The organism is Rhizobium sp. SSA_523, from assembly GCF_030435705.1.
In the GTDB taxonomy this organism is placed as follows: domain Bacteria; phylum Pseudomonadota; class Alphaproteobacteria; order Rhizobiales; family Rhizobiaceae; genus Neorhizobium.
In genome coordinates this window covers 2,371,803-2,392,152 of the sequence record NZ_CP129382.1, presented here as the reverse complement: position 1 = coordinate 2,392,152, position 20,350 = coordinate 2,371,803, and the positions used below count along the sequence as shown (strand labels likewise).

The window sequence follows — 20,350 nt, the reverse complement described above, 5'->3', positions numbered from 1 at the left end:
CCCGCAATGGTGCCAACACGCCTCCTCCTGACGGGATTGCTCGCCTTAGCACTGGTCTCTCCCGCGCAAACCGGTCTGGCCGAGGAGCAAAGCGTTCCGGTCACGGCCACGCGCGTCGAGCGCTTCAAGCCGGGTTCGTCGGAGACACGCTTCGGCAGCTTCGAATTCCTGGGCGGGCTGGAATTTTCCTCGAGCGAAGATCTGCTCGGCTCAATTTCAAGCCTTCGTCTTCGGGCTGACGGGGCAAGCTTCGTGGCCGTGCTCGACACGGGCCACTGGCTGACCGGCAGGCTGGACCGCAGCGCCGATGGACGGCTGTCCGGTCTGTACGAGGTCAGGCTTGCGCCCATGCTGGATGGGCGGGGGGAGGAGCCCCGCTCCAAAAGCGACATGGATGCGGAAGGGGTTGCCCTGCGTGACGGGGAGGTGCTGGTAAGCTATGAGCGCACGCACCGCATTGCCATCTATCCCGATCCGGGCTTCCTCTCCGCGCGCCCCGGTCGCAGCCTCGACATCCTGATTCCGCGGCGCGAATTGCGCGCCAATGGTGGCCTGGAGACGATGCTGGTGGCGCCGGCCGACGGCCCGCTGCAGGGAGCCGCCATGACGATCGCGGAAAAAAGCGTGGATGATGAGGGCAATCTGTTCGCCGCCATTCTCGAAGGGCCGATGAAGGGTGGCTTCAAGGTCCGGCGCGAGGCGCCCTGGGATGTGACGGACGGTGCCTTCCTCCCGGATGGCGATCTCTTGCTGCTGGAACGCCGGTTCAGCTTTCTTGGCGGGCTTGGCATGCGCATTCGTCGTATCAGTGGCCTGGACCTGCGCCCCGGTTCGCTTGTCGACGGGACGGTGATACTGGAGGCCGATATGGGGTTTCAGATCGACAATATGGAAGGCATGGACGTGATTGAGGGCGCGGACGGTCATCCGCATGTCATCCTCGTCTCGGATGACAATCACTCGATCCTCCAGCGCAATCTATTGCTGGAATTCCGTCTTTTGCCATAGATCCGACAGAGGCGAAGAATGGTCCGCATTCATATCCTGGGAGCCTCCGGCTCCGGCACGACGACGCTCGGACGCCTGCTCGGCGAACAGCTGCAGATCCTTCATCTCGATACCGATGATTTTTTCTGGGCGCCGACCGATCTTCCCTATACGACGCCGCGACCGGTGACGGATCGGCTTGCGCTGATCGAGGAGGCGATGGCCGGGGCCTCCGCCTGGGTCCTGACCGGCTCGGCCCTCAAATGGGGAATGCCGCTCGAACCGCTTTACGATCTGATCGTCTTTCTGCGACTTGATCCGCTGATACGGATGGAGCGCATCCGGCGCCGGGAGCAGGAACGCTATGGCGCTCGAATTTTGCCCGGCGGCGATATGGCGGAGACGAGCCGCGCCTTCATCGACTGGGCGGCAAGTTATGATCGCGCCGGTCCCGAGCAGCGCAGCCTGGCCGCCCATGAAGCCTGGCTGGCCATGCGCCAGACCCCGGTCCTGCGGCTTGATTCGTCGATGGTCCCGGACGAGCTGGCGGATGCTGTTTGCCGGCATCCGGTCGTCTCAAACAAGAGCGTCAAGTAACGGCGGACGCCCTCAGGCGGCTTTTGCCGGTGGCATGGGCTTGACGACGCTCATCAGCGCGCCATAGGGCAGAAGCATGACCAGCCCGACCAGGAGCTTGACGACGAAATCGCCGATCGCCCAGGAAATCCAGCGGGGTGCCTCGGTGGCGAATACGCCGAGAATGGGCGCCGAACCGATCGCGAACTCGTCATTGGCGCCGAGAAAGCCGAAGACCAGTGCGAAGGACAGCGAAAAGAACAGGATCGTGTCCAGCATGGAGCCGATGAGCGAGCCCGCCAGCGGGGCCCGCCACCAGGTCTGGCGTCGCAACTGGTTGAACACCGAGATGTCCAGAAGCTGGCCCACCAGATAGGCGGTGCCGGAAGCAATGGCGATGCGCGGCATGGAAGTGTGGTAGGAGATGGCGATCCCGACCACGAAGCCGGCAAAGACGACGCGGCGGGCAATGCGCGGACCGAACTGCCTGTTGGTGAGATCGGTGACCAGAAAGGCGGCCGGATAGATGAAGGCGCCCCAGGTCAAAAGATCGCTCAGCTGAATGCCGAAGGCGGAGCCGAGGACGGGAAACTGGACGAGGAAATTGGAAGCGACGACGACGATCGTCATCAGGACAACATAAAGAGCGGTCGCGCGGAGGTACTGCATTTTTTTACCCTGGGTGATGCCACCAGCTGGAGAACGAATTCGGCAACAGAAAAGGCTTGAGCGGATGGCCGCCAAGCCTCATCTGAACCAGTGATACGGCAGAAAGCTGCTTACGCGGCTTCTGCGGTCTTCTTGGCGATCTGGCGGCGCAGCAGACGCGCGCGCATCGACAGTTCGTTTTCGCGAGCCTTCAGCAGGAAAGCATCCAGGCCGCCGCGATGTTCGACAGACCGCAGCGCATGGGCCGAGACGCGCAGACGGAAACGCTGGCCGAGAGCGTCGGAAATCAGCGTGACGTCGCAGAGGTTCGGCAGGAACCGACGCTTGGTCTTGTTGTTGGCGTGAGAGACGTTGTTGCCCGACTGGACGCCCTTGCCGGTCAATTCGCACTTACGGGACATGGGTACACCTTTGTTCTTCTTTGCAATTGAACGGGGATTCGGGCAAAGCCCGCCCAGCCGATCCAACTGGTCCTGTTTGGAAAGTTGCGGTTCTATAGTCAGAAGCGCCGCATCCGTCAAGTCGAACCTGTGACGGGTAGGTGGAAATCGCTGTCGGCCCTGATGGCGGCCGCTATTTTCTTGCCATAGTTGCCGTCCTATAACAATCAGAGATCACCTCTTTGTCAGGACACGACCATGCTCCGCAGGAGCCGCATCTCCGCCTTCTTTGCGCTTGGCCTTCTCTCATCCGCCGCTGTCGGTCTTTCGGCGTCGCCGGCGGTGACGGCGGGCACCCGCCATTTCAGTGAATATGATGTTTCGCTCGGCCTTCTGCCGATCGCCCGGGCGTCCTTCGCCAGCGAGTTCGATGGCCGGTCCTACACGATTTCCGGCGTCTTCCGCTCGTCCGGCCTCGTCAATCTCTTCACCCGCATCTCCGCCGATACGAATGTGAAGGGTACAATCCGGGGGCGTCAGTTGCAGGCGGATGCCTATTCGCTGACCTATACCCAGGGAAAGAAGACGCGTATCTACGATATCGCCTATCGCAACGGCGATGTTGTCTCCTCCACGATCAAGCCCGAGCCGGGTCAGCGCCCGCCCAACTGGGTTCCGGTGTCCGCTGGCGATCTGCAAGCCGTGCTCGACCCGCTGTCCAGCCTCGTCTTCCCCGCGGGAGCCAAGGTCTGCCCGAGCCGGCTACCGATCTATGACGGCGAATCGCGCATGGATCTTGTGCTGACGCCGAAGGGCAAGAAAACCTTCTCGACCGATGGCTTCAAGGGTGAGGCCCTGGTGTGCGAAGTCCGCTATAGGCCGAGATCCGGTTATCGGCAGGGTCGCAGCGATATCGAATTCCTCAAGCAGGCGCGCATGGAAGTGTGGTTTGCCAAGGCGTCCGGGCCTGATGTATATGCTCCCGTCTATGCCAGAGTTCCCACCAAGGTGGGCGACGTCTATGTGACAGCCGTCAAATACGGCGGTTGAACCGGCAGCGAATTCCTGCGGCCAGGGTTGCGCTGACGAGGACGCCTCGACTGCGACAAGGATGGGCAGGCAAGGCTTGCGAGACGACAGGCACCGGAACGGGCGCCGGGATGGGGGTTATGTGAAGATCAGGGGCACGCTCATCGGCTTCACGGCCATTCTCATGTGGTCGCTCCTGGCGCTGTTTACGGCGGCTTCGGGAACCATACCTCCCTTCCAGCTATCGGCCATCACCTTCGCCATCGGCAGCCTGCCCGGCCTCATTCTGCTTGCAGCACGGCCGGAGCGGATGAAGCTTCTGCGCCAGCCCGCCAAGGTCTGGCTGATCGGCATTGGCGGCCTGTTCGGCTATCATTTTCTCTACTTCACGGCGCTTCGAAACGCGCCGGCGGTGGAGGCGGGACTGATCGCCTACCTCTGGCCTCTGTTCATCGTCGTCGGATCGGCGCTTCTGCCGGGCGAAAGATTGCGATGGCATCATTTGGCCGGGGCATTGGCCGGCCTGGCCGGAACCGTCGCGATCGTCTCGCGCGCCGGTATCACCTTCGATGGCGCCCATCTCCTCGGCTATGGCGCGGCCTTTCTCTGCGCCTTCACATGGTCGGGCTATTCCCTGCTCACCCGCCGCTTCGAGGCGGTCTCGACGGATGTCGTGACCGGTTTTTGCCTCGCCACCGCCCTTCTGTCAGCGCTGTGCCATCTGGCGCTCGAAACCACCGTCTGGCCTTCCGGTGGCATGGAATGGCTGGCGATTGTCGGTCTCGGCCTGCTGCCGGTGGGCGCGGCCTTCTATGCATGGGATTATGGGGTGAAGACGGGCGATATTCAGATCCTGGGCGCTGCCAGCTATGCCGCCCCCCTGTTGTCGACGCTGATCCTGCTGCTCTTCGGATTTGCCGAACCCAGTCTCAAGATCGCCCTGGCCTGCCTGTTGATCACCGGCGGCGCGGCACTGGCGGCAAAGGACATGATCACCCGGCGGCCGCAGACGGATGCCGCTCCGGCGCAATGACCGCCTGACCTTGACGGCTTGCGCGGCCGGGACCTGGCGATCCGGCGGGCGGCCTGGCCCAGACCGGGAACCCGCTCAGGTCGCGTCCGGGGCAAGCATGCCTCAGGCGGTGGGCTCCCAGCCAGGCGGTGCCATTTCGAAGGCGGAGAAGGAAAAGCCGGGGGCAACCGTACATCCCACCAGGGTAAAGGCCCCAAGGCTCTCGGCGGATTGCCAGCTATCCGCCTCCACCACGATCTGCGGCTTCTCGCCTCTGCCCAGCGACAGGCCGAGGATTTCCTCGCGGGCGGCTTCCCCGTCCCTTGCCATCCGCAGCCGCAAAGGGCTGCCGGCGTAAAAATGCCAGATCTCCACCGCATCCTTCACCCGGTGCCAGTGCGAGTTTTCCCCCTGTTTGAGCAGGTAATAGATCGCCGTGGAATGACCGCGCTCGCCGCCGGCACCGTCGCGAAAGGTTTCCTTGTACCAGCCGCCCTCGGGATGCGGCTGCATGAAGAGTTCGGCGATGATGTCGTCAGCCGTCACTTGAATTCGTCCTTGCGCTTGCGGATCTCGGCAAAGACCTCCTCATTGGTCGCTCCCTCCATCAGGAGGTTGCGGCGGATGGAGGGATCGGCCACCCGCAGGAAGGGATTGGTCTCCTTCTCCAGGCCCATCATGGTCGGGATGGTGAAGCGGCCTTCGGCACGCAAGGCTTCGATTTCGTGCAATCGGCGTTGCAGGACCGCATTGTCGGGATCGACCGTGACGGCGAAGCGCGCATTGGAGAGCGTGTATTCGTGGCCGAAATAGATCGCGGTCTCATCCGGCAGCACGCAGAGCTTCTGGAGCGAATGCCACATATCCGCCGCCGGCCGCTCGAACAGCCGGCCGCAGCCAAGCGCGAACAGCGTATCGGCGGCAAACAGCAGCTTGTCCTCCGGAAAGCTGTAACAGACATGGCCGGCGGTGTGGCCGGGCGTTTCGTAGACGCGCACCGGATGCTCGCCGAACAGGAATTCGTCGCCATCGGCCACCGTGCGGTCGAGGCCGGGAATGGCCACAGCTTCATTGACGGGGCCGATGATCTCGCAGCCATAGCGCTGCTTGAGGGCCAGATTGGCCTCGACATGGTCGAGATGATGATGCGTGGTCAGAATATGGGTGATGGTCCATCCACGCGCCTCGGCAGCAGCCACGATGGGCTCTTCCTCGGGGGCGTCGATAGAGGCCGTCAGCCCGCTTTCCGGATCGTGCAGCAGGACGCCGAAATTGTCGCTGCGGCACATGAAGACTTCGATGGCCAGAGTTTTCATTCGCTAAACCCATTGTGCTTGCGGTTCATGGTGCCAATGTAGAGACACCGGACTTGAAGTCCAACCACCCTTTGCTAGGTTTGCGGCATGCACGCCGATATCGTCGATCTTCGCGAATTCTATCACTCGCCCCTGGGCCGGTTTGCCGAGCACTCGATCGGTGCGGCGCTGACCTCTCTCTGGACGCGCCTGCCGGAAGAGCGGCTGGTCGGCCTTGGCTATGCGGTTCCCTATCTCGAGCGGTTCCGCGCCGCCACCGAGCGAACCTTCGCCTTCATGCCGGCCGGGCAGGGTGCGGTGAACTGGCCGGTGGGCGAACTCTCCTCGACAGCGCTGGTCTTCGAGGAGGAGCTGCCGCTTCCGGATTCCTCGATCGATCGCGTCCTGATGGTGCATTCGCTGGAATTTGCGGAAAATCCGCGCGAGACCCTGAAGGAACTGTGGCGTGTGCTGGCGCCGGGCGGGCGGCTCGTCATCGTGGTGCCGAACCGCCGGGGCGTCTGGGCGCGCATGGAGCACACGCCCTTCGGCTCCGGCCGGCCCTATTCGCGGCGCCAGCTGACGAACCTGTTGCGCGAAACCAATTTCACGCCGGCCTCGAGTGCCGAGGCCCTCTTCTTCCCGCCGTCCAAGATCCGCGCGGTGCTCAAGCTGCGCAACGGGTTCGAAAGGCTCGGACGGCGCTTGTGGCCGGCCTTTTCCGGCGTGCTGGTGCTGGAGGCCCAGAAGCGGCTCTATCAGGGATTGCCGGTAGCCGCGCGCGCCTCGCGTCGTGTCTTCGTCCCCGTGCTCGGAGCGCAGGGCGTGCCCACCGCGCGCAGCCGCAGTTGACGGCCTGCGGCCTCGACAAAGGCCGCGGACAGGATTATTGCGAAGGACCACTGTCTGCCAAAGGTTCTTTTCGATGGATAGCGTTTCGCTGAAGCCCGCTCCCCGCCCCGGAATTCTGGACATAGCCGCCTATGTGCCGGGCAAGGAGCATGCGCCAGGCGTGGCGCGCGTGTTCAAGCTGTCATCGAACGAAACACCGCTCGGCGCCAGCCCGAAGGCGCTCGACGCCTTCCGGCAAGCTGCCGGTCACCTGGAGCTTTATCCGGATGGCCAGGCGCTGGAGCTGCGTGCGGCGATCGCGGACACGCATCGGCTGAATGCTGCCAATATTCTCTGCGGCAACGGTTCGGACGAACTGCTCGGTCTGCTTGCGCATGTCTATCTGGGCACCGGTGACGAAGCCATCATTACCGAGCATGGTTTCCTGGTCTATCGGATCCAGATCATGGGTGCCGGCGCCGTGCCCGTCACGGTGAAGGAGAATGATTGCCGGGTGGATGTCGATGCCATTCTGGCCGCGGTCACGCCGAAAACCAGGATGGTCTTCATCGCCAATCCGGGCAATCCGACCGGAACCTATGTGCCGGCCGCCGATATTCGTCGCCTGCATGCCGGCATTCCGAAGAATGTCATCCTGGTCCTGGATGCGGCCTATGCCGAATATGTCGATCGCAACGACTACGAATCCGGCATCGAGCTCGTCTCCTCCGCCCAGAACGTGGTGATGACGCGAACCTTCTCCAAGGTCTATGGGCTGGCGGCGCTGCGGATCGGCTGGATGTACGGCCCCGCCGATATTCTGGACGCCCTCAACCGCGTGCGTGGTCCCTTCAACCTGAATGCGCCGGCCATTGCTGCCGGTGCCGCAGCCATCCGCGATCAAACCTTCATCGGCAAGGCCGTCGAGCACAATGCCTTGTGGCTGACCAAGCTCACCCAGGCCTTCGAGGCGCTCGGGCTGAGGGTTACCCCCTCCGTGACGAATTTCGTTCTCGTCCATTTCCCGGATGTGGATGGCAAGCGGGCGCCGGATGCCGATGCCTTTCTGACCAGCCGCGGTTTCATCCTGCGCGCCGTCAAAGGCTATGGCCTGCCCAATGCGCTGCGCATGACGATCGGCTCGGAAGAGGCCAATCGCGGCGTCATAGAGGCGCTCGGCGAGTTTATGAGCAAGGCATGACAGATAAGATGTTCGACCGGATCACGCTGATCGGTATCGGCCTGATCGGTTCTTCGATCGCACGCGATATCAAGGATCTCGGGCTTGCCCGGGAGGTGGTGATCTCGACCCGTAGCCCGGCGACGCTGGAGCGGGCGAGGGAGCTGGCGCTCGGCGATCGCTATGAGCTCTCGGCCGCCGAGGCGGTGAAGGACGCCGACCTCATCATCGTCTCCGTGCCGGTCGGATCCTCCGGTGTCGTGGCCGAACAGATCGCGCCCAATCTGAAGGCCGGCGCCATCTTGACCGATGTCGGGTCTACCAAGGCATCGGTCATCCAGCAAATGCAGCCGCATATTCCAGAGGGCGTCCATTTCATTCCGGGCCACCCGCTGGCGGGCACCGAAAAATCCGGCCCGGATGCCGGTTTCCCGGGGCTTTTCCGCGGGCGCTGGTGCATCTTCACACCCTTGCCGGAAACGGATGCCGCAGCGCTTGAACGGCTCAAGGATTTCTGGATCGCATTGGGCTCCAAGGTCGACGAGATGGACCCGCAGCATCATGACAAGGTTCTGGCGATCGTTTCGCATCTGCCGCACATCATCGCCTACAACATAGTCGGCACGGCCGATGACCTGGAAACGGTGACGGAATCGGAAGTCATCAAATATTCGGCCTCCGGCTTTCGCGATTTCACCCGTCTTGCCGCCTCTGATCCGACCATGTGGCGCGATGTCTGCCTGCACAATAAGGATGCGATCCTTGAAATGCTGGCGCGCTTCTCGGAGGATCTCGCATCGTTGCAGCGGTCGATCCGCTGGGGCGAGGGTGACAAGCTGTTCGAGCTTTTCTCGCGCACCCGCACCATCCGCCGATCGATCGTTCAGGCCGGGCAGGACGTGGACGCACCGGATTTCGGCCGTCACGCACTGGATCCGAAGCCCTGATCAGATCGGCGGAATTTCGCCGATGGCAATGAAGCCGCCAACCAGTATCTTGCCGCGATTGAGCGTGAGGTCCAGGCTTGCGCTGTCGCCTCCGCCGGTCAGCGCCGAGAGCATTTTCGTGGCGGTATCGATCGTGCGACTTGCCTGCGGCAGATTGCCCTTCAACTGGTCGCGCCAGGCGGCGATCTTGTCGACGCGCAGCTTCAACTTGCCCGAGATGAGACCATCCTGATCGATCGAAAACGGCCCGCTCAGCGACAGGATCTGGCCGCTGCCAAGATCGACGCCGAGCTGCCGGATATCGCCAGAGGCGCCGTAAAGCCCGCTGCCGCCGTCACGACCTTCCAGAAGAGCGGCCTTGTCGGTGAGCGTAACATCGCCGGCCAAGGTGAATTGCGGCAAGGCGACAGGAAGCCCGGCCGTCGCAAGCTGGGTATTGGTCATGGTAACGGCTGCATCGAGATCATTACCGTTCTGCCGCAGATGGGCCTGCGTTTCGCCGACCGTGACATCGAACACCTGCTGTGTCTGCGTCGAGACGATGCTGGTTTTCAGGTCCTTGACGATGGTCGAACTGCGGTCCACGCCGCCGCCATTGGTGACGAGGCTCGACTGCAGGCTGTTCCATTGCGAGGATGCGGTGAAGCCATGGGTCGTGCGGGTCTCGGCCGGCCCGTCGAGTTCCCAGACGATATGGCTTGGCTGGTAGATCTGTGCTGCCGAGCGCAGCGCGCCGACGCTGACCGCCACACCGTTCACGCGGTCGTCGATCGCAACCTTGGAGCAGAACAGACCGATTCGAAAAGGATAGCCGCGATAATCGGCATCGCTGCATTCTGCCGACACGCCGTTGCCATTCTGGTTGCCGAGCAAGGCCAGGGTCTTTTCCTTCAACAAGGACGCCGCATAGAACCAGCCGCCGGTATAGACGGCAATGACCAGAAGAATGGCTGCCCCGAGAGCCCAAATTTTGCCGCTGACGCCGCTTCGGCTTGACGCTGCCATGATCTTCTCCAATGGTGCCGCTTCGATCAGAATGCCTCGCATCGCTTCGGACGCAGGAAGAGGCTCTGACCCGTTGACTCTAGGCATCGCTGTTTCCGACGATCGGTTTTCGATTGGCGGGCCGATGCATTAGCATGCTGTGTGACGTGCGATATGGACGAATTTTGGGTGTTTGGCTACGGCTCGCTCATGTGGAACCCCGGCTTCCCTTATGAGGCCCGGCTTCAGGCCCGCGCTTTCGGCTATCGCCGTGCGCTTTGTGTCCGCTCCTTTGTCCATCGGGGGACGCCGGAACGGCCAGGCCTGGTCCTAGGTCTCGATCGCGGCGGATCGTGCCGCGGCGTGGCCTTCCAGGTTGCACCGCGCGACTGGCCGGAGGTCGTCGATTACCTGCGGGCGCGCGAACTCGTCACCCATGTCTATCTGGAGCGGCATCTGCCGGTGGCGCTGGAAGACGGTCGCCAGGTCAAGGCGCTGAGCTATGTGGTGGATCGCGGCCATCCGCAATATGCCGGCGCACTCGAAGTGGAGACGGCCGCGCGCATCGTCCATGCATCGACCGGCAAGTCGGGTCCCAATCACGCCTATGTCGACAATACGCTCTCCCATATGCAGGATATGGGCATACGCGATCTCTGGCTGGAAGGCGTGGCGGAGGCCGTGCTCCGCCTACGCCATCAAACCGTCGCCTGAAGTTCTGCCCGTGATGCCTTCAGCTCGGCAACACGTTTGGCGGCTGTTGCGGGCAGAGGAAGATCCGGATTGGCGGCAACATCGTCCAGGAGCAGATCGTCGCTCGCCGTCTCCAGCGTTGCGATCAGATGCGCGAAAAATGCATCCGGATCCATGCCGGGAGCAATCGGCGGCAGGATCCGGACCTTGAAATGGCCGGGATAACGCATCGTGTTGCGCCGCGGCCAGAAAAGGCCGGGATGCATGGCGATCGGCACGACGGGGACGGCCATGTCGCGATAGATGCGGGCAATCCCGTAGCGATAGGCCGGTTCGGCTCCTGGCGGACGGCGCGTGCCCTCCGGATAGATGATCAGCTGGCGCCCGGCTTCCATCTCCAGCTTCGTGCGACGCATGACCTCCATCATGACCTTGCCGCGCGCGCCGCGGTCGACCGGGATCATCTTCTGCTTCTGGACGTACCAGCCGAAGAGGGGGATCCAGGTAAGCTCCCGCTTCAGGATGTAGACGGGGTCATCCATCCAGGGGAGAAGGGCATAGGTGTCCCAGAAGGATTGATGCTTGGGCGCGAAAATGCAGCCGGTCTTGGGGATGTTTTCCAGCCCTTCGATCTCGAACGTTGTCCCGACGATCTTCTCCATCAGCCAGTGATTGGATCGCGCCCAGGCCTTGGGAATGGCAAAGGCCTTCTTGCGCGGCAGAAGGAAGTAGATAGGCGTCAGGACGATCATGCGCAAAATCAAATTTGCATAGAAAGCAATATTGAAAAGGGTTGAACGCAGCATCAGCATGGGACAGATCCGGATAAATGGGCCAAGGCGTCCCTACACCATTGGCGCCGGTTGCGAAAGCGGGCAGCTCAATGCGGCGGCCTGGCGCTTTCCTTCTCGATTTCATCATGGCTGCGCAAGCCGGTTCCTTGCGGCATGCCGGCCACCCAGCGCAGGCTGGAGGCAGCCATTTTCACATATTCCGCCAACATGGTGCGCAGCGCATCCGGATCGGTAAACCACGCCTTGCGGGTCAGGTCCGCATTCACCACCGGATAGGGAATGAAGGTTGTGCGGTGGTCAACCCGGCGCAGCTCCAGCAGGCTGCGCGGCATGTGGTAGTTCGATGTCACGACAAGGACGGAGCGATAGGCATTGTCGGAGATCCAGCGCGTGATCTCATGGGCATTGCCGATCGTGTCGATAGCCGCATAGCCGACATCCACGCAGCATTGGAAGAGATCTTCCGAGCCCTGCGTCGTCTTGCGGATCTGCGAAGGCGTGACGGAAGGATGCGCGCCTGAAATCAGCAGGCGCCGCCCGGCGCCGTCGCGCAGCAGGCCCAAAGCCTGGTCGATCCGCTGGTAGCCTCCGGTCAGGACCACGATGGCATCGGCCTTCACGCCATCCGGCGGCTTCAGCGAGGTGACCGTGTCGGCAAACCAGAGAAAGCCGCCACACAGGAGGGTGGCAACAACCAGCAGCAGGAAGCCGAGATAGCGCAGCGTACGGCGCAGGGCGCCGTTGCGACGGAACCGGTAGTTCCATCGGCGTGGCGGTGGCTGCTCGTGGGCGCCATTGGTGTGCATGGTCTGGCCAAGGGTCATGGCCACAAGTCCTTATACCCGATCCGTTCAAGACAAAAGGGAGCCGGGCTCACGCGGACGGCAAGCCATCGGAACGAGCCGGATCTGATCGAATGAGATCGATTTCGTCAATCGTGCGCATCACAGTCCATCGCGCCGTCAAGGTCGTCAACAAAGCAATGACGATCATTGTGGCAAGAATGCCGAGATAGCCGGAGAAGCCGATGGTGAAGGTGCCGAAGAGCGCCGTGGCCTGATCGCTTTCCGGCGTCGCCAGCGAATTGCTCTGCCAGATATTGGCGGTGAGGAACAATAGGGCCGTCAGAACGCCTCCCGCGGCAGAGCCCTTCAGGCTGATCTTGAGAAAATGCTTCTGGAACTCGCTGGCGACGAAGCCGCTTTCGGCCCCGACAAAATGCAGGACTTCGACAATGTGGCGATTGCCGGACAATGCGCCGCGCGTCGCGAAGATCACGGTCAGGATCATGGCGGTGAAGACAAGCACGAGAACGCCCGTGCCGATCAGGACCGTGGTATGCGCCATGGAAACGAGGCGGTCCACCCAGGTGCGATGATCATCGAGAAAGGCCTGCGGCACCTCTGCGCGCAGCAGGTCGCGCATGGCCGCGAAATCCGGCGGATTGGCCTCGTCGATGGTAATGATGACGAGACGCGGCACCGGCAATTCCTTCAGGTCGAGGCCGGAGCCCAGCCAGGGTTCGAGCAGGCGGGCGGTTGCGGCATCGTCCATGATCCTGCCGTCCTTCGTGCCGACGAAGGTCAGCGCCAGATCGCGCGCTTTTTTCAGCGCGGCATCCATATCGAGCGAATCATCCGGCTTGATCTGGATGGTGATCTCCCGGGAAATCTGGCTTTCCCAGCTGGAGGCGGTGGCCCGCACCATGCTGACCCCGCCCCAGGTGAGGCAGGCGAGGAAGGACATGATGGCGATGACCACCATCAAGGCATTGCCCTGAATGTTGGAGGGCGGCAGGATGGGTCCCTGCGGACGGACCCGGATCTGCGGGCGCTTCTGGTGCGCCGGGGCGCCTGAGCCGTCCTGCTTGGCGGGCCGGGAAGGGGTGGAGCGGCGGCTGATTTCATTCATAGATGTCTAGCCGCCCATCTGTGAGGATCATCCGCCTGGCATCCACCTGGTCCATCAGGGCCAGATCATGGGTTGCGATCACCACGGCCGTGCCGAGCCGGTTCAGCTCCAGAAACAGGTTCAGCAGCCGCCGCGCCATGGGCGGATCGACATTGCCCGTCGGCTCGTCGGCAAGCAGGATCTCCGGGCGGTCCATCAGCGCCCGGGCAATCGCCGCGCGCTGCTTTTCGCCGCCGGAGAGGACCGCGGGCAGGACATTGACGCGCTCGCCGAGCCCGACCCATTTCAGGAGTTCCAGAACATCGTTGCGATAGCCCGATTCCTCCTTGCCGCGAACGCGCAGGGGCAGAGCGACGTTTTCATAGGTCGTCAGATGATCCAGGAGGCGAAAATCCTGGAAGACGATTCCGACCCGGCGACGCAGCATGGGCAATTCATTGCGGGGGATCTGCGACAGGTCGCGATCGAACATGCGAATGAGGCCGCGGGTCGGCTGCAGCGACAGGAAAAGCAATCTCAGAAGCGTGGTCTTGCCGGCGCCCGACGGGCCGGTCAGGAACTGGAAGGATCGGCTGGGAATGTCGAATGTGAGATCGCGGAGAATTTCCGGTCCCATTCCATATCGCAAGCCGACATTTTCAAAATGGATCAACGCGTCGTCCAGTCCATTGGTGGTCATTCTTGGCGCCGGCCCAGCGGATGACATGGCCGCGCCGTCTCTGTGAGCCTTGGTAAACGCCAAGGGTTGACGGAAGCTTTCACCATAGCCCGAAACCAGGCTGTTTCGGGTCGAGTTTGCGAAGCATTAACCACTTGAATTTACGACTGAGCGGGATTCGTTGCAATGCCTGCGATTCGGGTTTGCGCCTTCAAGAGGGGAGAACACCCATGCACGCTTTCCGCTCTCGCCGGGATAATGCCGCGGCCGCTTATGATATTCTGCCGCCGGAGGTGCTGGGTTCGGGTCGCCGGCCCCGTTCCGCGGAAAAGGCCGAGATCGAGGACGCGCATTTCGTGACCCTTCGGGAGGATACCCGTGCCCCGCTTGGCGCTTCGCATTCCGGACGCTTCGAGAACGATAATCTGCGGCGCCCGCGCAGGGTCCATTCCCCAGGTCAGATGCGTGGTCAGCGCTCTGCCGGCACCGCTCTCTCCCGTTTGGCAAGCCTTGCCGGGCGTCTGCCGCATGGCTGGCTTCGCCGGCTCGGCAAGGTCAGCCTTTCTTCGGCCGCGCTTCTCATGGGGCTTTTGGTTGGGCGGCTGGAGGCTGCGCTGATGCGCATGTCGGCCGATTTCTTCTCGGCCCTCGTCGCCTTCGTCTTCGTGATCGTCTTCGGCCTATGCGGCGGCTTCTCGCTGATCTCCGCCGCCAGCAGCGCGCCGGTCACGGGCAAGGGGCTCGACATCACGCATGTGACGCTTACGCCGCAGGATGCCAACGGTCTTCGCGTGCTGGTCATCAACGGCATTGTCGAGAACCGGAGCCAGATGCGCATGCCCGTCATGTCGATCCAGGCGGAGCTTCTGACGGGTGGCAGGACCGTCGCTCGCGCCGTCATCGCACCGCCCGTTGCGCAGCTCGCCGCCGATCACAGCCGCGGCTTCAGCGCCCGGCTGCCGCATCCTGGCGGCTCCGATCCAAGTTTGCGGCTTTCCTTCGCCGAAACGGGTGCCAGCTCCGACTGATTATGCTATCGCGGGTTCTCAAGATATGGAGACGCCCTATGCCCATCGTGCGCGGCAAGATCATCGAGCCGCTTTTCACCGCCGAACAGATCGCCGAGCGCAATCGCAGCCTGGCGCTGCAGATCGCGCAGGGTCCGACCAAGGATCTCCTGGTGATCGCGATCCTGAAGGGATCCTTCATCTTCGCCGCCGATCTCCTGCGTGCGCTTCACGAGACGGGGCTTGCCCCGGAAGTCGAGTTCATCACCCTGTCCAGCTATGGCGCAGGAACCGTGTCGCAGGGCGTGCGGATCGTGAAGGACATCGATTCCAGCGTGCAGGACCGGGACGTGCTCCTGATTGACGACATTCTGGAGAGCGGGCGCACGTTGAAATTTGCCAAGGAGCTGCTCTACGAGCGCGGCGCGCGGCACGTGACCCTGGCCGTGCTGCTCGACAAGAGCGTCAAACGGAAGGAGGAACTGGAGGCGGATTATGTCGGCTTCGAGTGTCCTGACGAGTTCGTCGTGGGCTATGGCATGGATGTCGCCTATGCCTTCCGCGAACTGCCTTTCGTGGGCGTGGTGACCGGCGATGCGGCGGAGGATTCCTAAGGCCGCCTGCGCTTCGAAGCCTGCGCCCTGAAAGCGCGCGCTGTCCGGCACCTCGTGCCGGCCGCAGCGGTCACCGCCTATTAACCATGCTGCCCCGGGGCTCGGGCACGTTTACCCCTCGCAAAGGAAATACTGGTCAGTTGGACCTCGACTTGATGCACGGAGTACCCAGACCATGGCAAAGATCCTGATCACCGAAGACGAGGATGCCCTGCGTTCCTTCGTGGCGCGAGCCCTGCGTCTGGACGGCCATGAGACCTATGAGGCCGCCGATGGTGCTGAAGGCTTGCAGCGTCTTGAGGATGATTGCTTCGATCTCCTGCTGTCCGATATCCGCATGCCGGTAATGGACGGAATCGAACTCGCGCATCGGGCCTCGGCGCAGTTTCCCGAGCTGAAAATCCTGCTGATGACCGGCTATGCCGAGCAGCGGGAGCGGGCGGACGACCTGATGACCAAGGTCATCGACGTGGTGGACAAGCCCTTCGCGCTTCCGGACATTCGCCGGGCGGTGGCGCAGGCCCTGACCCAGCGGCCCAAGGCTGCCTGAGGCCGGTATCGACAGCCGGAAATCCCGCCGCTCCTCCAGCCTTCCGTCCCTGGACCATCCGCCGTTCGTGACGGGTGGCTGATCAACGAATGTCCAGCAGGCGTTCCAGATAACGGCGCTCGGCTTCGCCAGACAGGCTGTTGCCCAGGCGGTTGCGGATCGCATCGAGGATTTCGCGGGCGCGCTGCACATCGATTTCATCCGGGACCTTCACCTGATCGCCGAATTCGGGACCGGTGGTCGCCCGCGGCCGTCCGAGTGGATCGCGGCCGTTCTGCCCGCCCTGCGAGGCCAGGCCCTGGCCGGGTCCCGGTTGCTGACCTTGACCCTGTCCCTGGCCCTGCATCGCCTGCATCATCTGCTGCATCATGCTCTGCGCGCCCTGGCGCAGCGCGTTCAGCGCATTGCCCTGACCTTCGACAGCCTGATCGCCCTGACCTTCGCCCAAGGCCTCTCCGGCATTGCCCATTTCCCGACCGGCCTCGCCGAAACCGGGACCGGGATCCATGCCGAGCTCCTTCAAGCCCTGCTGGAGTTCCTGAAGTTTCTTGCCCAGCCCTTCCTGCTGCGCCCGAAGGTTCTTCAGCGCCTCGCGCAACTGCTCGGCCGTCATCTGGTCGCTCGGGTTCTGCCCCTGCTGCCCCTGCTGGCCCTGCTGCTGTTGCCCTTGCTGCTGCTGGCCCTGTTGTTGCTGGCCTTGCTGGCCCTGTTGTTGCTGGCCCTGGTCGTAAGGCTGGTTGGGATCGCCGCGCTGCATGCGGTCGCGCAGGGCCTGGTTCAGCTGGAAGGTCTGATCCATCAGGCGCTGCTGCTCCTGCATGAGCTCGCCAAGCTTGTCGATCTGCTGGCGCATCGGGCTGGCCTGCTGCTGGCCCTGTTGCGGGCGCTGCATGCGGCCGGCCTGGAGGTTGTTCATCATGCGCTGCAGTTCCGACAGCATCTGCTGGGCGGCATCCTTGTTGCCGGAACGGGCCAGGTTTTCGATCTGGTCCATCATGTTCTGCAGATCGCGCTGGCGGATCACATTCTGCGCCTCCATGTTCTGCTGTCCCTGCGGCATGTTCTGCATGCGCTCGGCCAGTTCCGACATGAAGTTCTGCATCGCCTCCCGCAGCTCCTGCATGAGCTTGGCGATTTCCTCGTCGGAGGCATTGTTCTCCAGCGCCTCCGATAGCGCCTGCTGGGCATCGCGCAGCCGCCGCTCGGCCAGCGACAGGTCGCCGTCTTCTATGCCGAGCGCGATCTGCCAGAGGTAATCGGCGGTATCCTTCAGCTGCTCCTCATTGCGCGACAGCCTCATGCGCTCCTGCGCGGACCGGATCAGCAGATAGTGCGACAGTTTCGGAATGGTCTCTTCAGGCCGGATGGCGAGCGCTTCGTTCAAGGCAATTGCCTTTGGCATCTGTCGCACATCCAGGGCAAAGACCTGCCGCTGCTCGGCGATGGCCGCGGCCAGCGGTTCGACGAAGCGACGGGCCGGCAGGACCATCTCGATCGCCGGGCTTCGGCCTTCCTGGCCGGCGCCGTCGACAGCGACCAGCGTGATCCGGACGCGCTTTCCGGACAGAGGATGCTCGGTCAGATTGCGGCTGCTGGTGCCCTTTATATCGCGCGCGTTCTGGCGCGGAATATCCAGCTTGTACTCGGGGAGCGGATAGAGTGGTTGCGCACCGGCTGCCGGGGCCTCCGCCGGTTCGATCAGCGCGAAAGCCTTCTGGACACCGTAATCGTCCTTGCCGAGAAAGCCGATCTCCAGGGCGCCGTTCACCGCTCGTCGCGGCTGCTTGTCGAAGGCGATCTCAGGGGCGCGATCGGGAACGACGTCAAACATCCATTGCTGGCCGTTGACGGTCAGGTCGCCGCTCTCGTTGATCTTCATCTTGTAGGTGCGGGGCGGCGCGCTGGCGCTGGCGGTGCGTTCGACAGGCGGCGCGCCAGCCGGCGCGGCAGCCGTACGGGCCTTGTCGCCGGCCGTCTCGTCTTGCGGCAGCATTTGCTCCGGCCCGCCTTCCAGCGGCGCAAAGGTCACGCTTTCGCCGCCCTGGCCGCCGGTGACGCGCACCGTCAGCTCGGCAAATTGCGCGACCTTCACCGTATCGGCGACAGGGGCCTCACGGCCGGTGAGGAAGATCGGCGGGCGCCCGGTATAGCCCGGAGGGGTCAGCCACGCGTCGATGCGCAGGTCCGGATTGACGCTGAGCGCGGGGGCCGAGGGGCGCAGGATATCGGATACGCTGCCGCCACCATTGGAATAGGAATAGCCGAAGGCGGCAGCCAGGAGCAGGGCCGGCACGGCGCGCAGCGCGAAACGGTCATGGCGGGCAATGTCCGGCTGGGGCAGGCCGGCATCGAGCGCGGCAATGCGGCGAGCCATGCGCAATTGATGCTCTTTCCAGAGCGCGCGCGCGACCGGATTGTCAAAGGCAGGTTCTTCTTCCTGCACCGAGACCGGCTGGTGCGGCAGATGGTTGCGCTCTTCCAGCAGGTGATCGGCATCGGTTGCGCTCGGCCACCGCAGGCGACCAAGCGGCAGAATGGTGGTGAGAAAGGCGAAGACGAAGAGGCCGAAGGCGACCCAGCGCCCCAGATCGGGAAGTTGACGGAAGAGGCCGAACCAGGCGGCGGCCAAAAACAGAGCAAGCACGGTCGCAGGCGCCAGCAGGAGGGGGGCGAGCCGCTCGCAGAACAGCACCCAGCGGGCCAGCGATCGTTTCGTCGCCACGCGCCGCGCGAGAGCGGGATGCGCATCAAAGGCGCCCTTGCGGATGAGGCTCATGCGGTCCTTCTCCTGTCGTGGCGGTGTCAACCGGTCTCGGTTCGCCGTCGCCGGAGCCGGCATGGCAGCATGCCCCGGTAACCGACAGGATAGCAGTGTTTGTGGCGAAGACGAGGGCGCCGGCCCTGATTGCCGGCGCTTTCCTGCCATTTCGCTTAAAAGTGAATGCGAATATGCCCGTCAGGCCAGCCAGTCCGGAACCGAATCAAGCCCGATCAGATCCTCAAAGCTGCCTCGGGGGCGAACGACATGGAAGCTGTCGCCCTTGACCAGCACCTCGGGAATGAGCAGGCGCGAATTATAGGTGCCGGCCTGCACGGCGCCATAGGCGCCGGCAGAGCCGACCGCCAGCAGATCGCCCGCCTGCGGCCGCGCCATGTCGCGATCAAGGGCGAGGTAATCCCCCGTCTCGCAGACTGGTCCCACCACATCCGCCTTGATATTCGGCGCGCTTGCTCGCGACGCAACGACCGGCCGGATCGTGTGATAGGCCTCGTAGAGGGTCGGGCGGATCAGATCGTTCATTGCCGCATCGACGATCACGAAGGTCTTTTCGCCGGCCTCCTTCACATACAGCACTTCCGTCACCAGAATGCCGGCATTGCCGACGATCAGGCGCCCGGGTTCGGTGACGATCCGGCAATTCAGGCTGCGCAGCTGCTCCTTGACGATATGGGCATAGGCCTCCGGCAGCGGCGGCGGATTGTTGTCGTCCCGATAGGGGATGCCAAGCCCGCCGCCGATATCCACATGCTCGATCGTCAGGCCGTCGGCCCGCAGGTTCTCGACAAGCTCCCGCAGCAGGCGGAAGGCATCCTCGAAGGGCTGCAGCTCGGTAATCTGGCTGCCGATATGCATATCGATGCCGCTGACCTGAATGCCGGGCAGGGTTGCTGCATGCGCATAGACCTGGCGTGCGCGGTCATAGGAAATGCCGAACTTGTTCTCCTTCTTCCCGGTCGAGATCTTTGCATGGGTGCGCGCATCGACATCGGGATTGATCCGGAAGGAGACATGCGCCCGGCGACCGGCCCGCAGGGCGCGCAGATTGAGGATCTCGAGTTCCGGCTCGGATTCCACATTGAAACAGTAGATGCCGGCCTCGAGCGCCAGATCCATCTCCGCCGGGGTCTTGCCGACGCCGGAGAACATGATCCGCTCCGGCGGAATGCCGGCCGCCAGCGCGCGGCGCAGTTCGCCGCCCGATACGACGTCGACACCTGCACCCAGCCGGCCGAGCGTTTTGAGGACGGCCTGGTTGGAATTGGCCTTCATGGCGTAACATACCATGGCATCGACATCGGCAAAGGCTTCCGAGAAGACGCGGTAGTGCCGTTCGAGCGTGGCCGTCGAATAGCAGTAGAAAGGCGTTCCCACCGCTTCGGCGATGGCAGGAATGGCAACGGCTTCAGCGTGCAGGACGCCGTCGATATACTGGAAATGGTTCACGGGGCGTG

Annotated in this window: 22 protein-coding genes; 11 read left to right on the top strand and 11 right to left on the bottom strand. The window is 63.1% G+C overall.

Going from position 1 to position 20,350, the window contains the following annotated elements; genetic code table 11:
- The first annotated feature begins 6 nt into the window (after positions 1-6).
- On the top strand, positions 7-1,008 hold the full coding sequence (locus tag QTJ18_RS19770) for an esterase-like activity of phytase family protein (protein WP_252754409.1): 1,002 nt from the start codon (positions 7-9) through the stop codon (positions 1,006-1,008).
- 18 nt (positions 1,009-1,026) lie between these two features.
- Entirely contained in the window at positions 1,027-1,584 is a 558-nt protein-coding gene (locus QTJ18_RS19765) for an AAA family ATPase (protein WP_252754410.1), read from the top strand.
- Positions 1,585-1,596: 12 nt separating this feature from the next.
- Here QTJ18_RS19765 and QTJ18_RS19760 read toward each other — a convergent pair whose 3' ends face one another.
- Positions 1,597-2,232, bottom strand: coding sequence for a queuosine precursor transporter (locus tag QTJ18_RS19760; RefSeq protein WP_252754411.1), 636 nt, complete (start codon positions 2,230-2,232; stop codon positions 1,597-1,599).
- A 110-nt stretch (positions 2,233-2,342) separates the two neighbouring features.
- Positions 2,343-2,633, bottom strand: coding sequence for a 50S ribosomal protein L28 (rpmB, locus tag QTJ18_RS19755; protein WP_252754474.1), 291 nt, complete (start codon positions 2,631-2,633; stop codon positions 2,343-2,345).
- A 237-nt stretch (positions 2,634-2,870) separates the two neighbouring features.
- On the opposite strand from rpmB, the gene QTJ18_RS19750 reads away from it, so the two are divergent.
- Together QTJ18_RS19750 and yddG are read left to right on the top strand one after the other, a co-directional pair.
- The gene (locus tag QTJ18_RS19750) at positions 2,871-3,662 is read left to right on the top strand and encodes a DUF3108 domain-containing protein (protein WP_252754412.1); all 792 of its coding nucleotides are present in this window, start codon (positions 2,871-2,873) and stop codon (positions 3,660-3,662) included.
- 121 nt (positions 3,663-3,783) lie between these two features.
- Entirely contained in the window at positions 3,784-4,674 is an 891-nt protein-coding gene (yddG, locus tag QTJ18_RS19745) for an aromatic amino acid exporter YddG (protein ID WP_252754413.1), read from the top strand.
- 102 nt (positions 4,675-4,776) lie between these two features.
- Here yddG and QTJ18_RS19740 read toward each other — a convergent pair whose 3' ends face one another.
- Positions 4,777-5,199: a cupin domain-containing protein gene (locus QTJ18_RS19740; RefSeq protein ID WP_252754414.1), complete on the bottom strand. Its 423-nt coding sequence runs from the start codon at positions 5,197-5,199 to the stop codon at positions 4,777-4,779.
- Entirely contained in the window at positions 5,196-5,969 is a 774-nt protein-coding gene (gloB, locus tag QTJ18_RS19735; protein ID WP_252754415.1) for a hydroxyacylglutathione hydrolase, read from the bottom strand. Before gloB ends, QTJ18_RS19740 begins: the two co-directional genes overlap by 4 nt.
- An 87-nt stretch (positions 5,970-6,056) precedes the next feature.
- On the opposite strand from gloB, the gene QTJ18_RS19730 reads away from it, so the two are divergent.
- The 3 genes from QTJ18_RS19730 (at position 6,057) to QTJ18_RS19720 (ending at position 8,906) form a co-directional block, all read left to right on the top strand.
- Complete coding sequence (locus QTJ18_RS19730) at positions 6,057-6,800, top strand: class I SAM-dependent methyltransferase (protein WP_252754416.1); 744 nt, start codon at positions 6,057-6,059, stop codon at positions 6,798-6,800.
- 73 nt (positions 6,801-6,873) lie between these two features.
- Positions 6,874-7,980: a histidinol-phosphate transaminase gene (gene hisC / locus QTJ18_RS19725; RefSeq protein ID WP_252754417.1), complete on the top strand. Its 1,107-nt coding sequence runs from the start codon at positions 6,874-6,876 to the stop codon at positions 7,978-7,980.
- Positions 7,977-8,906, top strand: coding sequence for a prephenate/arogenate dehydrogenase family protein (locus tag QTJ18_RS19720; protein WP_252754418.1), 930 nt, complete (start codon positions 7,977-7,979; stop codon positions 8,904-8,906). The genes hisC and QTJ18_RS19720 overlap by 4 nt, the downstream gene beginning before the upstream one ends.
- Here the strand turns inward: QTJ18_RS19720 and QTJ18_RS19715 are convergent, their stop codons facing one another.
- Positions 8,907-9,911, bottom strand: a complete 1,005-nt coding sequence (locus tag QTJ18_RS19715; RefSeq protein WP_252754419.1) for a DUF2125 domain-containing protein — start codon at positions 9,909-9,911, stop codon at positions 8,907-8,909. It abuts the gene before it with no gap.
- A 153-nt stretch (positions 9,912-10,064) separates the two neighbouring features.
- On the opposite strand from QTJ18_RS19715, the gene QTJ18_RS19710 reads away from it, so the two are divergent.
- Positions 10,065-10,604, top strand: a complete 540-nt coding sequence (locus QTJ18_RS19710; protein ID WP_252754420.1) for a gamma-glutamylcyclotransferase — start codon at positions 10,065-10,067, stop codon at positions 10,602-10,604.
- Here the strand turns inward: QTJ18_RS19710 and QTJ18_RS19705 are convergent.
- The 4 genes from QTJ18_RS19705 to ftsE form a co-directional block, all read right to left on the bottom strand.
- Positions 10,589-11,395, bottom strand: a complete 807-nt coding sequence (locus tag QTJ18_RS19705; RefSeq protein ID WP_252754421.1) for a lysophospholipid acyltransferase family protein — start codon at positions 11,393-11,395, stop codon at positions 10,589-10,591. The two genes, QTJ18_RS19710 and QTJ18_RS19705, sit on opposite strands and share 16 nt — an antisense overlap.
- Before the next feature lie 68 nt (positions 11,396-11,463).
- A complete protein-coding gene (locus tag QTJ18_RS19700) occupies positions 11,464-12,201 on the bottom strand; it encodes a YdcF family protein (RefSeq protein WP_489667250.1) in 738 nt (245 codons plus the stop codon).
- Between the two features lie 49 nt (positions 12,202-12,250).
- Positions 12,251-13,288 carry a cell division protein FtsX gene (locus QTJ18_RS19695; RefSeq protein WP_252754422.1) on the bottom strand — a complete coding sequence of 346 codons (1,038 nt, stop codon included), beginning with the start codon at positions 13,286-13,288 and terminating at the stop codon, positions 12,251-12,253.
- Positions 13,281-13,940 carry a cell division ATP-binding protein FtsE gene (gene ftsE / locus QTJ18_RS19690; protein WP_252754476.1) on the bottom strand — a complete coding sequence of 220 codons (660 nt, stop codon included), beginning with the start codon at positions 13,938-13,940 and terminating at the stop codon, positions 13,281-13,283. Before ftsE ends, QTJ18_RS19695 begins: the two co-directional genes overlap by 8 nt.
- 236 nt (positions 13,941-14,176) lie before the next feature.
- Here ftsE and QTJ18_RS19685 point away from each other — a divergent pair, with 236 nt between their 5' ends.
- The 3 genes from QTJ18_RS19685 (at position 14,177) to QTJ18_RS19675 (ending at position 16,117) form a co-directional block, all read left to right on the top strand.
- On the top strand, positions 14,177-14,974 hold the full coding sequence (locus QTJ18_RS19685; protein ID WP_252754423.1) for a hypothetical protein: 798 nt from the start codon (positions 14,177-14,179) through the stop codon (positions 14,972-14,974).
- Between the two features lie 38 nt (positions 14,975-15,012).
- The gene (hpt, locus tag QTJ18_RS19680; protein WP_252754424.1) at positions 15,013-15,567 is read left to right on the top strand and encodes a hypoxanthine phosphoribosyltransferase; all 555 of its coding nucleotides are present in this window, start codon (positions 15,013-15,015) and stop codon (positions 15,565-15,567) included.
- A gap of 175 nt (positions 15,568-15,742) precedes the next feature.
- Entirely contained in the window at positions 15,743-16,117 is a 375-nt protein-coding gene (locus QTJ18_RS19675; RefSeq protein WP_252754425.1) for a response regulator, read from the top strand.
- Positions 16,118-16,199: 82 nt separating this feature from the next.
- Here the strand turns inward: QTJ18_RS19675 and QTJ18_RS19670 are convergent, their stop codons facing one another.
- Both QTJ18_RS19670 and lysA read right to left on the bottom strand, forming a co-directional pair.
- Positions 16,200-18,893, bottom strand: a complete 2,694-nt coding sequence (locus QTJ18_RS19670; RefSeq protein ID WP_252754426.1) for a TIGR02302 family protein — start codon at positions 18,891-18,893, stop codon at positions 16,200-16,202.
- 180 nt (positions 18,894-19,073) lie between these two features.
- A complete protein-coding gene (gene lysA / locus QTJ18_RS19665) occupies positions 19,074-20,342 on the bottom strand; it encodes a diaminopimelate decarboxylase (protein ID WP_252754427.1) in 1,269 nt (422 codons plus the stop codon).
- Between the last annotated feature and the right edge of the window lie 8 nt (positions 20,343-20,350).

Coding starts and splice junctions, on each gene's coding strand:
- QTJ18_RS19770 (WP_252754409.1), top strand. CDS start 7: ATGGTGCCAACACGCCTCCTCCTGACGGGATTGCTCGCCTTAGCACTG.
- QTJ18_RS19765 (WP_252754410.1), top strand. CDS start 1,027: ATGGTCCGCATTCATATCCTGGGAGCCTCCGGCTCCGGCACGACGACG.
- QTJ18_RS19760 (WP_252754411.1), bottom strand. CDS start 2,232: ATGCAGTACCTCCGCGCGACCGCTCTTTATGTTGTCCTGATGACGATC.
- rpmB (WP_252754474.1), bottom strand. CDS start 2,633: ATGTCCCGTAAGTGCGAATTGACCGGCAAGGGCGTCCAGTCGGGCAAC.
- QTJ18_RS19750 (WP_252754412.1), top strand. CDS start 2,871: ATGCTCCGCAGGAGCCGCATCTCCGCCTTCTTTGCGCTTGGCCTTCTC.
- gloB (WP_252754415.1), bottom strand. CDS start 5,969: ATGAAAACTCTGGCCATCGAAGTCTTCATGTGCCGCAGCGACAATTTC.
- QTJ18_RS19730 (WP_252754416.1), top strand. CDS start 6,057: ATGCACGCCGATATCGTCGATCTTCGCGAATTCTATCACTCGCCCCTG.
- hisC (WP_252754417.1), top strand. CDS start 6,874: ATGGATAGCGTTTCGCTGAAGCCCGCTCCCCGCCCCGGAATTCTGGAC.
- QTJ18_RS19720 (WP_252754418.1), top strand. CDS start 7,977: ATGACAGATAAGATGTTCGACCGGATCACGCTGATCGGTATCGGCCTG.
- QTJ18_RS19715 (WP_252754419.1), bottom strand. CDS start 9,911: ATGGCAGCGTCAAGCCGAAGCGGCGTCAGCGGCAAAATTTGGGCTCTC.
- QTJ18_RS19710 (WP_252754420.1), top strand. CDS start 10,065: ATGGACGAATTTTGGGTGTTTGGCTACGGCTCGCTCATGTGGAACCCC.
- QTJ18_RS19705 (WP_252754421.1), bottom strand. CDS start 11,395: ATGCTGATGCTGCGTTCAACCCTTTTCAATATTGCTTTCTATGCAAAT.
- QTJ18_RS19700 (WP_489667250.1), bottom strand. CDS start 12,201: ATGACCCTTGGCCAGACCATGCACACCAATGGCGCCCACGAGCAGCCA.
- QTJ18_RS19695 (WP_252754422.1), bottom strand. CDS start 13,288: ATGAATGAAATCAGCCGCCGCTCCACCCCTTCCCGGCCCGCCAAGCAG.
- QTJ18_RS19685 (WP_252754423.1), top strand. CDS start 14,177: ATGCACGCTTTCCGCTCTCGCCGGGATAATGCCGCGGCCGCTTATGAT.
- hpt (WP_252754424.1), top strand. CDS start 15,013: ATGCCCATCGTGCGCGGCAAGATCATCGAGCCGCTTTTCACCGCCGAA.
- QTJ18_RS19675 (WP_252754425.1), top strand. CDS start 15,743: ATGGCAAAGATCCTGATCACCGAAGACGAGGATGCCCTGCGTTCCTTC.
- QTJ18_RS19670 (WP_252754426.1), bottom strand. CDS start 18,893: ATGAGCCTCATCCGCAAGGGCGCCTTTGATGCGCATCCCGCTCTCGCG.